The 13,763-nt window shown below is 65.8% G+C and carries 10 protein-coding genes; all 10 read right to left on the bottom strand.

Annotated features, from left to right (window positions below; genetic code table 11):
• Positions 1-17: 17 nt before the first annotated feature.
• Positions 18-5,867, bottom strand: coding sequence for a manganese-oxidizing multicopper oxidase MnxG (gene mnxG / locus PP4_RS12010; RefSeq protein ID WP_016499448.1), 5,850 nt, complete (start codon positions 5,865-5,867; stop codon positions 18-20).
• A 280-nt stretch (positions 5,868-6,147) separates the two neighbouring features.
• Entirely contained in the window at positions 6,148-6,912 is a 765-nt protein-coding gene (gene madM / locus PP4_RS12005; protein ID WP_016499447.1) for a malonate transporter subunit MadM, read from the bottom strand.
• Positions 6,913-6,914: 2 nt separating this feature from the next.
• On the bottom strand, positions 6,915-7,337 hold the full coding sequence (gene madL, locus PP4_RS12000) for a malonate transporter subunit MadL (protein ID WP_016499446.1): 423 nt from the start codon (positions 7,335-7,337) through the stop codon (positions 6,915-6,917).
• A gap of 215 nt (positions 7,338-7,552) precedes the next feature.
• Positions 7,553-8,473, bottom strand: a complete 921-nt coding sequence (gene mdcH, locus PP4_RS11995; protein ID WP_016499445.1) for a malonate decarboxylase subunit epsilon — start codon at positions 8,471-8,473, stop codon at positions 7,553-7,555.
• Positions 8,470-9,084 (bottom strand): malonate decarboxylase holo-ACP synthase, encoded by a 615-nt coding sequence (locus PP4_RS11990; protein ID WP_016499444.1) that lies wholly within the window; start codon positions 9,082-9,084, stop codon positions 8,470-8,472. The genes mdcH and PP4_RS11990 overlap by 4 nt, the downstream gene beginning before the upstream one ends.
• Before the next feature lies 1 nt (position 9,085).
• Positions 9,086-9,877: a biotin-independent malonate decarboxylase subunit gamma gene (gene mdcE / locus PP4_RS11985; RefSeq protein ID WP_016499443.1), complete on the bottom strand. Its 792-nt coding sequence runs from the start codon at positions 9,875-9,877 to the stop codon at positions 9,086-9,088.
• A complete protein-coding gene (locus tag PP4_RS11980) occupies positions 9,874-10,722 on the bottom strand; it encodes a biotin-independent malonate decarboxylase subunit beta (RefSeq protein WP_016499442.1) in 849 nt (282 codons plus the stop codon). The genes mdcE and PP4_RS11980 overlap by 4 nt, the downstream gene beginning before the upstream one ends.
• Positions 10,715-11,014: a malonate decarboxylase subunit delta gene (locus PP4_RS11975; RefSeq protein ID WP_016499441.1), complete on the bottom strand. Its 300-nt coding sequence runs from the start codon at positions 11,012-11,014 to the stop codon at positions 10,715-10,717. Before PP4_RS11975 ends, PP4_RS11980 begins: the two co-directional genes overlap by 8 nt.
• Before the next feature lies 1 nt (position 11,015).
• A complete protein-coding gene (locus PP4_RS11970) occupies positions 11,016-11,972 on the bottom strand; it encodes a triphosphoribosyl-dephospho-CoA synthase (RefSeq protein ID WP_016499440.1) in 957 nt (318 codons plus the stop codon).
• On the bottom strand, positions 11,972-13,633 hold the full coding sequence (mdcA, locus tag PP4_RS11965; protein WP_016499439.1) for a malonate decarboxylase subunit alpha: 1,662 nt from the start codon (positions 13,631-13,633) through the stop codon (positions 11,972-11,974). Before mdcA ends, PP4_RS11970 begins: the two co-directional genes overlap by 1 nt.
• Positions 13,634-13,763: the final 130 nt, after the last annotated feature.

The following is a 13,763-nucleotide window of genomic DNA, read 5'->3' as shown; positions in this document are numbered from 1 at the left end:
CTCGCGCTCCCCTTCCGTCACTGCGCCGGGGCCGTTGCCGGCGGCGCTTCGTTGGTCACCCGCAGAATCCCCCACAGCCCCGAGAGGTTGCCGTAGGCGGCGTAGTCGCGGAACAGGTAGTCACCTGCCACCGCGTTTGCACCACCGGCACTCGGCAGCATGAAGCTGAAGTGCGCCGCAGGCAGTACGCTCTCCTGGGCACCGATGTACATGGCCATTGGGTTGTAGCCAAAGCGCACCGAACCGATGCCAGGCAGGCTCATCGGGTAGCCGTCCGCGTCATTTTTCTCGGCCTGGTAGTTGTGTAATGGCCACAGGTGCCCGTCCAGCTGGTAGACCATGCCGCGGCTGCCACCACTGGGCATCACGATATGGTTGCGCACCGGTTGCCCAGGCTTGGCGTACAGCACCGGGGTTTGCGGGTCGCCGCCGACCAGGGCGTTGGCGTAGGCCATGTGGGCGTTTGGTACATCACCAAAGCCCAGGCCATTTGCACGGCCGAACGGTGAGTCAGGCGCCATGCCGAAGCGCAGCCACAACGGCTCGGTCTTGTAGTTGACCGCCATGTTGCCGTTGTCTTGCGGGTCACCGGCAGCACCGTTGCCTTCGGTGTTGATGCCTTCTACCGGACGACCATCGGCCCAGCGCATGTTCAGTGCGCGCTGCCACACCGTGACGAAGTCCCGGTAGTCCGGCTGCCCGCTGACCTTCACCGTGGCCTGGGTACGAGACGCGGCGTCCTCGGTCCAGGTGGCAGTTTGCGGCAGGATGCTCATGGCGCCCACCAGGCCTTTCTGCGGCTGCTTGATGAAGTCTGACGGGGTCAGGTTGAGGCCGCCGAACTCGATGGCAGTGGAGTTGATGTTGTCCACCGTGCGACCTAGCTGCGACACAGGTTTGCCTTCCCGCTCCAGGTGGCCGGCGTAGTACTGGTACACCTTGGTCGGGTAAGCACCACTGGTGCCGGCACGTGGAGGTACGGTCTGCACCGGGTTCAGGCCAACGTTGGCGCCGTCGGACTTGGTGATGTCGTAGGCCAGCAACTGCGCATGCAGGCCCACGTGGCTGGACGGCCGCATCAGGTTGTTGGCAAAGGCGGTGGAACCCTCGCTGTCGAAGCGGTCACGCTTGACCACGTTATGCATCACTGCAGTGCTCGGCAGGTCTGGCATCACCAGTGGCAGGCGGTTCTCCAGGGTAACGCTGATGCAGTCGCCGGCGTTGGCCCGCAGCACCAGAGGCTCAACCGGCACACCCGCCTTGAGCTTGCCGGTGGTGGCGTCCAGGTCGGCCTTGCGCACGTACAGGATCGCGGTCGGGTCATGCAGCGGCGCACTATGCCCCCCGATGGTGAAGGGTTCCCCATCTTCGGGGTCTACCCCACTTACCAGCGGGATCGCGGTTTTACGGCTGTTGAACACCAGTGTGCCACCGTTGGCCTTCAGCGTGCCGCCGACATGCTGACCGATGCCCGCCGGGTCATTGATACTGACCCCATTACGGTTCTCGAGGATGTCATTGGCCAGCGCTGCGACGATTTCGTAGTTTCGCTTGACCGTGGTGCGGGTGCCAATGCCGTTGGGGTTGGCCGTGGTTTTCGGGCAGATGCCGTCAAAGTTCACGGTGTTGCGCATGGCCACCGGTTGCGGGTTGTTGGGCAGCGGGAACAGGTCGGCACGCTGCGCGGTGTAGTTGCGCATGATGCCCCAGATACCGTTCCAGTAGCCTTCCAGCGCGGCGTCCAGCGAGTACAGGTAGTCGCCATTGGTGGCGGCGGAACTGGAGATCATCGACACCGGTGCCATGAAGCCCATCTGCTCGGAGATGCCGATCATCTGCGACGATTTCCAGCCCGAGTTGGAACTGTTACCGAAGCCTGTGCCGTTTTGCAGCCACTTCACGCCATGCAGGGTGACGTTGTGCTCCTCTTCATGGCCACCGGCGTGCATGCGCAGGCGTACATTGTCACCCGAGTAGGTGCGCAGCAGCGGGGTGAAAGGGTCGCCCGGCTCGGCGCCAGCCTTGTTGATGTGTGGCGGAAACAGCGTGGTGCCGCCGGTAGGGCCAACTGCCGAGGTTATTGCCGAGGGTGACAGGTTCATTGCCGGAATGGCGCGGTCGGTTCGAGTTTGCATGGCAAAGCTGAGGTCCCCGGCCAGGCCGTCGGCCTGCATGCCACGCTTGCCGTCCGGGCCGACCTTGTTCGGGTCGTACACGCGCAGGGCCAGCGGCTCGTTGCGATAGTTGACCACGAACATGCCCGGGTCATCCACCGAGATCGCCTGCGGGCACGGACGGCTTGGGCAGCCCGGGTTGATACCGCCGCGCTCCTCGACAATGGCTTCCAGCAGGTTCGACGCCTTGCCGCGCACTGGCGGGTTGATGGCGTAGCGGAAGCTGTCTGCGGTGGCCGGGTACGACTGGGCATTGGGGATGCCGTCCGGCCCTGCACCTACATACACCCCAGCTTCATAGGCATGCTGGAAGTCACTGTATTCCAGGAAGAACTCACGGTAGCTGTCGTTCTTGCCATCGCCATCGTGGTCGCCAGTCTGGATTACCGCCTGCCACGAGGTCGGGCCGCCATCCTGGCGCGTGGCCGGGTTGTACAGCTGCTCGCCGGTTTCGGCATGGTACCAGGTGGAGCCGGCCGGTTCGGCCAGCACGGTGGCATACAGGCCCAGTTGCTGGTGGGTCGATGGGCCAAGGTGGTCGTGGGTGAAGATGGTGCCCAGGCCACGGTCGACGTTATGCACGTTCACCAGCGGGTCAGCGAACCAGCGCTGCATGGCCGTACGTGCGCCCAGCCAGTCGGCCCGGCCGAAGCGGCCAAAGTACGGGTGCTGCCTGGCTTTCGGGCAGGCAGCGGTGCCATCGCGGCTATCGCCCTCGGTGCAGCCGTTGTAGGCACGAATGGCTTGCACCCGCTCGACCACGCTGCCGGGCGATAGAATGCCGTCTTCGTAGTTCCAGCCGTTGGCCGAACCGTCGGCAGCGGTCAGGTCCCACTTCGGCAAGTGGATGTGCTGACCGATCACGTCGGTCGGGGTGCGCACCTGGTAGTCGTCCATCTCGTAGATGTTCGGGATCAGGTTGGTGTGCTGGTACATGGTGCAGTCGAAGGTGTTCATGCGCATCACCAGTGGCTCTGGCGCGCGCTGCTTGTTAATCACTGCCCAGGCATCTTCCCACAAGGCGATGATGCGAGCCTGCGGGAAGTGGTAGCCGACCTTGTTGTACACCGCGTCGAACTGGATGTTGGCACCCTTGTAGATGCGTGGACGGTCGGCGGTAAAGGCGGAGGAGCCACGGAAGTTGACGCCGGTCAGGCTCTCGCCGCTGAAAAACTCACCCACACCGGAGGACTGAGTGAGGCGCTTGCCGCGGTCATCCATGCACGGCTCGTAGAACGGCGCGCCAGCAGTCGGCAAGGCACCATTGGTGCGGAACGCCTTGGCCACCGGCTGGCTGCCGGGGATCAGGGCATAGCTTGGGTGCTCGGCCATGGCGTGGAACTGCATGGCCGCCTGTTCGACATCGGTGCCTTCTTCTGGCAGGTAGATAGGTTTGGCCTTGTGCACGACCTTGGTGAAGTCCAGCTTGGTGGTGGTCGTTTGCGCCTCGCCACCTGCGGAAACACCGTCGAGTGCATGGCGGCCAAGGCCGCCGTCCCAGCCATCGACCTGGTTTGCATCCAGGTTGGCCCACAGGGCTTTGCCGCTGTCTTTCAACTGGCGCGCCAGGGCTGGGTCGAGCATGTCCAGCGGCGGGGTTGGCGGGCGGTTGCCAACGCTGCTTTCCATGCCGCCGATCCAGAACGGGTAGCCTGGGTTTTTCAGGGTGCCATCAGCGTTGCGGTTGGCATCGGTGCGGTCGACAAGTGCCAGCGAGCCGACGGCTTTGCGCACCGGCGCCGGGTTGGCGTGGTCGTCATCGCCTTCGTCCTCGGCTTCGTCATCATCGTCGCTGGCGGCGACCAGTTCCTCAGACAGTTTGGGTACCACCACGACCTTGCCAGGCATCGGCGCCATGGCTTTGCCAGGCAGCGGCACGATGGCCGGAATCGGCGTACCCGCAATGATTTCGCCATCGGGCAATGCCCGGGCGCCAGCGGCAGGCTTGCCGCTGCGCAGGGCGAACGGTGTGCTGTGGAAGCCGTTCTCGCCCTGCCCGCTCACCTCAAGACGGGTGCCTTCTTCGAACACGTCATGTACCCGCCACATGGCCCACATGCCCTGGGCAAAGTGCGGGTAGAAGTGGCAATGGTAGATAGCATCACCGGCCACCCGGTTGCGGTTACCCGACCCACCGTTGGCGATTTCGTAGGTGTAGCCAACGCCGGCGCCGATGCCCTGGGCATCGATATAGTCGGAGTTGTCGTCATTGGGGTTGAACAGCCACTGGTGGCCGTGCAGGTGAAATATATGCTGCTCGTGGCCGTTGTGGGTGTTGCGGAACTTGGTGAAGTCACCGATATAGCTGTGGTGCACGTTGGCAGGTTCCGAAGGGTACAGGGCCATGCTGGCCTTGACCCCGACAGCACTGGCCGGTGGGACCTCACCCGGGCGGATGTGCTCCAGGCCCACATTGGCCGGCACATCCACCAGGGTGCCGATGTCTCCGACGGTGTGAGCGCTGAGGAAGAACTCTTCGTAAGCGCACGACAGGCAGTCGTGCATCGGGCCTACCCCCAGGCGGTTGGCCACCACTTCGGCGCCCATGCCGCCAGAGCCGTAGTTGATCATGAACGAGTCTCGCGCCGGTTCCAGCACGTGCCCCATCACCGGGTCTGCCCAGTAGCCGGGAAAGGCCTGGGTGCCGGCGACCTCGTCGGCGAACTGCGAGGCGAAATCACGGAACGCCTCCAGCCGGTTGGGCAGCGCCGGGTTGCGCTTGCCGATGCTTTCCAGCGGGTAGGTCGACTTGGGGAAGCTGCCATCGGCGTTGGGGCCCATGACGATGGCATCGGTTTCGCTGTTGATGATCTCATTGCCATTGACCATGGCGATGATCGGTTTGCCGGCCTTGCCCTCGGTGATCCACGGTTCTGCCTGGGGGTAGCGGGCTTCGTAGTCGATCACGGGCTGGCCGGTGGCAGTACGGCCGGTAGTGGCCAGGCGCATTTCTTCCTCGGTGAGGGTGTTGCGGTAGGTGCGGCCCAATTTGGGTACCACCACCACCTGCCCGAACAGGCCATTGGCAACATTGCCCGCCGTGCCTTCGCCGCCGAACGTGGCGGCTTTGCTGGTGGCGGCGAATGCCCCTTCGCGCTCGGCATACAAGGTATAGCTGCGGGTGCTGCCGGGGCTGGCGAAGAAGTTGCCATTGCGCCCTGTATAGGCGGAGATATCGGCGATGCTGTTGACCGCCTGCATGCCATTGACCTGGAAGCCGACCATACGCTCGGCGACCTGTTCATCGGCGACATCGCCTTCACCGCCCTGGTTTTCAACCTCCGGCCCCTCCTCCTCACCCTCGGGCTCTGCGGCCTCGATGCCGTGCTTGTTGGGGTTGGCCTGGTAGGCCAGCAGGTTGGTCAGGTTGACCGTGAGGCAGTCACCGGCGGCTACCCGCAGCACAATCGGCCGTGGGCGCTTGTCCGGGCGCAGGGTGACCTTGCCCGGTACCGCGGCCCCGCCCTTGCTGAGGGGGACTTGCTTGTCGTCCACCACATCTTCACGAAGCGCGAACATCATGCCATTGGCGTTCTGCGCGCCAAGGCGGTTGAACATCAGTGGCTGGTCCAGTGCCACCACATTGGCGACCAAGGTGCGCTGGCACTGCACGGCCGCCTCGCTGGTCGATTCCAAGCCTAACAGGGCCAGAACGAGTGATGACAGAAGGGGGCCTTTGCGTGGCGTAGACATGCTGCACCTCCAAGACACGGGAACTCTGCGGAGGTGTGGAGCAAGGTGTATGCCAGGAGAAGATAGCTAATATTTTCAGATGGTTGCGTAGGTAACCGAATCGGATTGGGGAGGATCACCCGGCGGTTTTCCCCGATTTGGGGGCAACGGGTTGCATGACTGAAGGCGACGCAATCACTGTGGGAGCGGCCGTGGCCGCGAACACCGGCGAAGCCGGTGCCATGCACCGCGTCGCCTGCTTCGCGGGCACGCCCGCTCCCACAGAGTGAAGGCTACGACGTCAGCCGACCAGGCCGCGTACGCAGAAGTACAGAATCGACGGCCCCATCAGGCACCCCAGCCCGGTATGGAAGGTGGCGGTCAACGCGCCATACGGCACCAGCCGCCGATCCGTCGCGGCCAGCCCGGCCGTCACCCCCGACACCGTCCCTGCCAACCCGCCGAACACCATTGCCGAGCGCGGGTTGTCCAGCGCCAGCAGGCGCGCCGACACCGGGGTGAACACCATCACCAGGATCGCCTTGATCAGGCCGGTGGCGATCGACAGGGCCATCACGTCCGAACTTGCACCCAGCGCCGCCCCGGTCACCGGCCCGACGATATAGGTCACCGCCCCCGCGCCGATGGTGGTCATGCTCACCGCATCGCGGTAGCCGAAGGCATAGGCCACTGCCGCGCCGACAATGAAGGGCAGCACGGTGCCCAGCAACAGCGCCACCAAGCCAATCATCCCGGCCTTGCGCGCTTCGGTGGCCTGCACCTCGAAGGCCGTGGCAACAATGGCGAAGTCCCGCAGCATGGCCCCGCCCATCAGGCCGATACCGGAGAACAGCGCCATGTCGGCCAGGCCTTTCTGCCCACCCGTCACGGTGCCGCCTACCCAGGCCAGCACCAGGCCGATGACGATGGCGATGGCCGAGCCGTGCACCCGGCCGAAGGTGAGGTACTTCGACATCACAACCGACAACCACATGATTGCGCCTACCACTGCAAAGGCAGTGATCAGGCCGTTGTGCTCCAGGGCATTTTCAATGATCGGCCACATGTTCAACGACCTCCTGCAGGGGCAACCTGCGCGCGGGCTTCGGGGGTGGGTTCAAGGGCCGGCAAAGGCTCGCCACGGTGGCTGCGGCTGATCAGGGCGATGGTCGCGCCGCACACCAGCACCGCGCCCACTGCCGCCAGCAGCGCTACCGGCCCGCCGTGCAGGGCCGTGACCACGTTCTGCTGGGCGGCCATGGCCACCACTACCGGGATATACATGGCGCCCCAGAAGCCCACGCCAAACTCGCACTCCTTGCTCATGCCACCGTTGCGATGCATGTACAGCCGCGCGCAGATCAGCAGGATCATGGCGATGCCGACCCCGCCCACATTGGATTTGACGCCCAGCAACACGCCCAGGAAGTCGCCGACGATAACGCCGGCAAGCGTGCAGACCGCCAGCAGTGCCACACCATAGATGATCATTATTGTTGTCCTCAGGTAGTGTCGAAGTTGCTTGTTGTTGTTCTTCGTAAACACACACTTGCCCGGCTCACGCGGTCAATGTGGGAGCGGCCTTGTGTCGCGATAGGGGTGCGCAGCGCCCCCAAGGATCTTCGCTTCACTTCAGAATTGCCGGGGCCGCTCTGCGGCCCTATCGCGACACAAGGCCGCTCCCACAGGAATTGCGTTGCCTGCCATCATCGGTTCTGGGCCACCTCCTGGCGCAGCAGCGCGTCCAGGGTGTCCCACCGTGTACCCTCCACGGCCACTACCCTGCCCTGTTCGAACACTGCCCGGGCCAGCCCGCTGAGCACGCTGCCGGGTGGTATTTCCAGATGCAGGCGCACGCCACGCTCAAAGGCATTGCGCAACGTGGCGCGCCAGTCGACCACCCTGGCCATGTTGCCCGCCAGGTCGTCGCGCAGACGCTGCGGGTCGAACACCGGGCGCGCGCTGCTGGCGCTGAGGTAGGTAATGCGTGGGCGGTGTAACTCAACCGTGGCGAAGGCACTGGCCAGTTCCGCTGCCGGGCCATCCAGCAACGGGCAATGCGACGGCACGCTGACTGCCAGGCGTCGGGCCACGCCCTGGCCTTGACGGCGAGCCCTGGCGGCGACCGCAGCCATCGCCGTATCGCTACCGGCGATGACGATCTGGTTTTCGCTGTTGAGGTTGGCGACGAACACCTCGCCCTCCACCTCGCTCAGCAAACGCTCGACACTTGCCAGGTCCAGGCCGCTGAGTGCGGTCATGCCGTAGCCTTGCGGGTAGGCGCACTGCATCAGCTCGCCACGCAGGGCGACCAGGCGCACGGCATCGGCAAACCCCAGGGCGCCAGCCGTAACCGCCGCGGGATAGGCGCCAATCGACAACCCCGCCACATAATCCGGCGCTGGGCTGCGCTGCATCAGCCAGCGTGCCCAGGCCACACCGCTCAGCAGCAGGCACAGCTGAACAGCGCGGGTAGACTGCAGCGCTTGCCGGCTGTCCAGTGCCAGCGCGGCTTGGCCAAGGGTATCGCTGGCCTCCTCCAGCAGCTGCCCGGCGCCCTCAGGCAAGCGCTGTAGCATGCCCACCTGCTGGGCGCCCTGGCCGGGAAAGGCGAACAGGCTGCTCATGCGGCACGCTCCATCATTGCCCAAGGGTCGCTGACCAGGCGCGGGCCATGGGGCGACTTGAGCAGCACACGGCGGGCAAAACCGGCCCATTCGCGTAAGGCAATGGCACCTGCCGGGGTTTCCAGCTGCACATCGATACGGCACGGCGCGCAGTCGAGGATATCCAGCAGCTCTCGCGCCTGGGCGCGGGCAAGCGGTTGCGGTGTGCGCAGCAGCAGGTCCAGGTCACTGTCGGCATGTACCACTTCAATGCCGGTCGCAATCTGGTACCCCACCCCGCCCGTCGGCCCCCAGGCCAGGTCGCTGGCCTGCAATACCGGGGTGACCGAGGCCAGTGCCTGTAGCGCAGGCCATGGGCTTTGTACGTGCACCCGCAGCACTTCGGGGCCTTGCTGACGCTGGACATCGGCCAGGCGCATCAACGCACCCAAGCGCTGCGCCCGGCCCTGACCACGTACCCCAACCGCTACCCAGCCATCCTCACAAGAGGCACGGCGCACCACCACCGGTCGACCGCTTGCCAGTACGTCCTGTGCCCACTGCGGCGCATCGGCGGGCAAGCCCGACACGGGCATCCCCCACAGCAGGTCGTGCGGCCTTGGCGAGTTCATCTCAGGCGCCCTGCCACTGGCGGCGCAGCTGTTCGCGTACCTGACGCGAGGCACTGCGGTTTTCCCCCGCCAACCGCGACGACAGGTCGGTGGTGCTACCAATATCGCGCACCGCTTCTGCCAGGCAGGCACGCACCTGGGCAATGTCGGCGGCGCTCGGTGCCTGGGCGTTGTCTACAGTCAGGCGGCGCCACAGCAGGCCCAGCGAGGCGTAGCTGGCCAGGTCGTAGGCCATGGGCGGCACTTCGGCGGCCAACGCCTCCAGTTGCTCGACGCTGCGCAGGGTAATCCGCGCCGCAGCCGCCTTGCCCATGGCGTGCACCATGACCCCCGTGTCGTCCAGGGCAATCAGCCGCTGGGCCTGGTAGCCGTGGGCCAGGAAGGCGCCGGACATGGCCTTGCCAACCAGCAGACCGATCACCGGGTGCCCGGCCAACCGCGCCTCGGCGTAGGCCTGCACGGCACCGGCCAATGCCTGGTAAATGCCCAACGCTTCCTCGCGGCGGCCATAGGCCTGGCTGGGCACATCGATAACCGCGACAATGGCACGCTTCTGGCCGTTACGGTCAGCCTCCACCGCCTCGCTCACCGCCTTGGCCAGGCCCCAGCCTTCAAGCAGGCCGACTTCACCCGAGCGGGCACGGGGGAATGGGTTGTCGGCATCGGGCACCACGGCGATGAAGCGCGCCAGGCGGTTGTCCAGTTCGCCGTCAATCACCCGCAGCGACGCGGGGTAGCCTGGCAAGGTTTGCCCGCCGGCCAGGCCCGGCAGCCAGTTCAAGGCACGGTTCATTGGGCTTCTCCTTGGTAAAGGGCGCGCACGGCGGCGGCATCCAGTTGCGGGCAGTCATCGCCCAGCCGGGCCAGGCGGTCGAGGAACCAGGTGTGCTGGCTGGCGCGGTCTTTGGAGGGTGCGTCCAGCAGTTGCAGCAAGCGTTCGCGCAGCGCATCGATGTCATCGGCCACGTAGCCGTCCACCAACCCGCTGGCGTGGCGTTGTTCGCCACCGGTCAGGCTCCAGATGAAGGGGCGGTCCTTGGCGTCGTATTCGCCGATACCGGCCTCCTGTTCGATCACCTGCGGGCCGTTCAGGCCCAGGCGCGCTTCGCGGGTAACCAGCAGGTGGCTGCACAGGCCCGCGGCAATGGACATGCCGCCAAAGCAGCCCACCGAACCTGCGATCAGGCCGATCACCGGCTGCAAGGCCCGCAGCTCGACAATGGCCGCCTGGATTTCGGCAATCGCCGCCAGGCCGAGGTTGGCTTCCTGCAGGCGCACACCGCCGGTTTCCAGCAGCAACACGGCGCATGTGGGGATGCCATTGCGGTTATCTTCAATGGCCAGTTCCAGGGCACCCGCGATTTTGGCCCCTCCCACCTCGCCCATGCTGCCCCCCTGAAAGCCGCCTTCGATGGCGGCGACCACGGCATGGCGCCCGTTCAGCCGGCCCTTGGCGATAACCACACCATCATCGGCCTGCGGCACGATGCCCTGGCGCGGCAACCACGGCGACATCAGCCGGTCGAACGGGCCCAGCAGTTCACGGAAGCTGCCCGGGTCGAGCACGGCGCGGGCGCGCTGGCGGGCGCCCAGTTCGACAAAGCTGCGGCTGCGCAGCAAGCGTTCGGTGTCAGTCATGGGCAATCTCCTCGAAGCCTTGCTCCAGGCGCAGGCGCACCACGCCTGGAGTGGCGCCGAAATCATGGATGTCGATGTTCACGGCCGGCCACGCACGGCCCTCGAACAGGCGCTGCAACAGTTGCGCCCAACGGGCGCCGCTGCCGTTGACCGAAGTCACTACCTGGATGTGCAGGTTGCCGGCAGTGCCGGGCTCGATCAGCACTTCGAGGTCGCCGGAGCTGACGCAGCCCACCAGCGTCCGGCCGCGGCCCGGTTCGGCGGCGGGGAATTGAAAATTCAGGGTTTCCATGTCACAGGCTCCCGGCTTTGTCGAGGAACAGGCAGGCGGCCAGCAAGTCGGCGGCGCCGCCCGGTGAGGCGTTCAGGTGTAGCAGTTGCCGGTCCAGCTGGCGCAGTTGGCGGCGCCCCGCCAGTGTGGCGCTGCCGCCTTCGGCAAGTACGGCGTGGGCACCTTGCTGGACGGCAGCCAGCCCGGCCGGGCCGCTGCGCCAGAGCACGCAGGTGTCGCTGAGCACGCCCATGATCGCCAGTAACGCGTCGAGACGGGCGTGCTGCTCGCTGGCACCGGCGGCGCGGCTGCGCTGCAGTTGTGGCAGGCCATGGCCGATGACGGCGGGGAAGCCTTGCTGTGCCTGTTCGCGGGCGCCGCTGGTGCCGTAGCGGTGGCGGACCTGCAAGCCATGGCTGTGGTGGTACGGCATGGCCGGGTCGTCGAACAGGGCTATACGCCCGGCGCGGGCGGCCAGGGTGCAGGCGTCTGCCTGGGTATCGAGGGCCGTGGACGCGACCAGCAGGCCCAGTGCCCAAATGGCGCCGCGGTGGGTATTGACCCCGTGGGTGGCGGCAAGCATGGCGGCCTCGCCTTCGCGGCCGAGCTGGCCCAGTGTGGCGCGCAGGGGCTGGCCAACCTGACCGATGGACCGGGCGGCTTCGGCCATGTTGCGCAGGCATGGCCACAGGGCCAGGGCCGAGGCGTGCATCAGGGCCAGGGTCATGTCGTGGTGGGCGCCGTTGCTGCGGCGGTCGACCAGGCCGGGTTTGGGGGACAGGTCGGCTTCGTCGATCAGGGCCTCTACTGCAAGGTCGGCCAGGTGGTCAGCCAGTGGGATTTCGGTTGCCTGGGCGGGCCTTTTCGCGGGCTTGCCCGCTCCCACAGGGACTGCACAAGGTTCAAGGACGGCGGTAAGCCTGTGGGAGCGAGCATGCTCGCGAAGCTGCACATGCGGTTGCAAGTCGAGTGCTTTCATCACCAGCTCCTGAACCGGGCAGGCGGGTTGTAGAGGCCGCCGGACCACTCGACCAGGTCGGCAATGCTGCGCGCGGCCAGCAGCTCGCGGCTGGCGTCGGTGCGGCGGATGCCGAGGTCCTCAGGCAACGCGATCAGGCCTTGCTGGCGCATGCGCAGGGTGTCTTTCGGGTCGTGGCGCAGGCCGATGGCGGTAACCCCGGCCACGGCGGCAATCATCTGCTGGCGTTCTTCCAGGCTGCGGGCCTTGTACAGGTAGGCAATGCCCTCCTCGGTCAGCAGGTGGGTGACGTCATCGCCGTAAATCATCACCGGCGCCAGCGGCATCCCGGCCTTCCTGGCCACTTCCACGGCATCGAGGGTTTCCACGAAAGTGGGCTTGCCGCCTTCCTGGTAGGTCTCGACCATTTGCACCACCAGCTTGCGCCCGCGCTCCAGCAGGGTTTCCGGCACGGTCATGTCGAGCCAGGCCGGGGTAGCGTGGCGCCGGCCACGCGGGTCGTGGCCCATGTTCGGCGCACCGCCAAAGCCGGCCAGGCGGCCGCGGGTCACGGTCGAGGAATGGCCATCGCCATCCACTTGCAAGGTGGCGCCGATGAACAGGTCGACGGCGTATTGCCCCGCCAGTTGGCACATCATGCGGTTGGAACGCAGCGAGCCGTCGCGGCCGGTGAAGAACACGTCGGGGCGCTGGGCGATGTAGTCCTCCATGCCCAGCTCGGTGCCGAAGCAATGCACGCTTTGCACCCAGCCAGTCTCGATGGCCGGGATCAAGGTCGGGTGCGGGTTGAGCGTCCAGTTGCGGCAAATCTTGCCCTTCAGGCCCAACGACTCGCCGTAGGTGGGCAAGATCAGCTCGATGGCGGCGGTATTGAAGCCGATACCATGGTTCAGCGACTGCACCTGGTGTTTTTCGTAGATGCCGCGAATGGCCATCATCGCCATCAGCACATGCACCGGCTTGATGTGGCGCGGGTCCCGGGTGAACAGCGGTTCTATATAGAAGGGCTGGTCGGCGACCACCACGAAATCGACCCAGGACGCCGGGATGTCGACCCGTGGCAGGTCGCCCACGCGCTCCACCAGCTGGTTGACCTGGGCGATGACGATACCGTCGCTGAACGCGGCCGGCTCCACCAGTGCCGGGGTGTCCTCGGTGCTGGGGCCGGTGTACAGGTTACCGTCACGGTCGGCCATGAAGCCGGCCACCAGAGTGACGTTGGGGATCAGGTCGACCAGCAGCCGCGAGTACAGTTCGATATAGGTGTGGATGGCACCGACTTCGAGCAGCCCATCTTCCAGCAACTGGCTGATGCGCAGGCTCTGCGGGCCGGCGAAGGAGAAGTCGAGCTTGCGCGCGATGCCACGCTCGAACAGGTCCAGGTGCTCGGCGCGGCTCACGCTGGGCATGATCATGTGCAGGTCGTGCAGGCGCCCGGGGTCGACCTTGGCCAGCGAGCGTGAAAGGAAGTCGGCCTGCTTTTGGTTGTTGCCCTCCAGCACCACCCGGTCGCCCGGGGCCAGCAGCAGTTCGAGGGCTTCGACGAGACGCTCGGTGGGCAGCACCACGCCGTCGGCGAGGTGACGTACCCGATCAAGGCGGCGCTGCTTTTCGGCGCGCCGCCGCGACCATTGCGGCGGTGGATTCTGAGTTATTGGCATGGTGGCTCCACAGGTTCGCTGTCGTGGAGGTCACCTTAGGGCTGCGCTGCCTGGCGGATCAATCAAGCTGCTGGCGTGTTTGTTACGCTCAGGTTAATGAATTGCCGAGCCGGATCAGTGGCCTAAAGCA

Origin of the sequence: Pseudomonas putida NBRC 14164, from assembly GCF_000412675.1 — a bacterium.
Lineage (GTDB): Bacteria > Pseudomonadota > Gammaproteobacteria > Pseudomonadales > Pseudomonadaceae > Aquipseudomonas > Aquipseudomonas putida.
The sequence above is the reverse complement of the archived record's forward strand: the minus strand, read 5'-3'. Positions and strand labels throughout refer to the sequence as shown.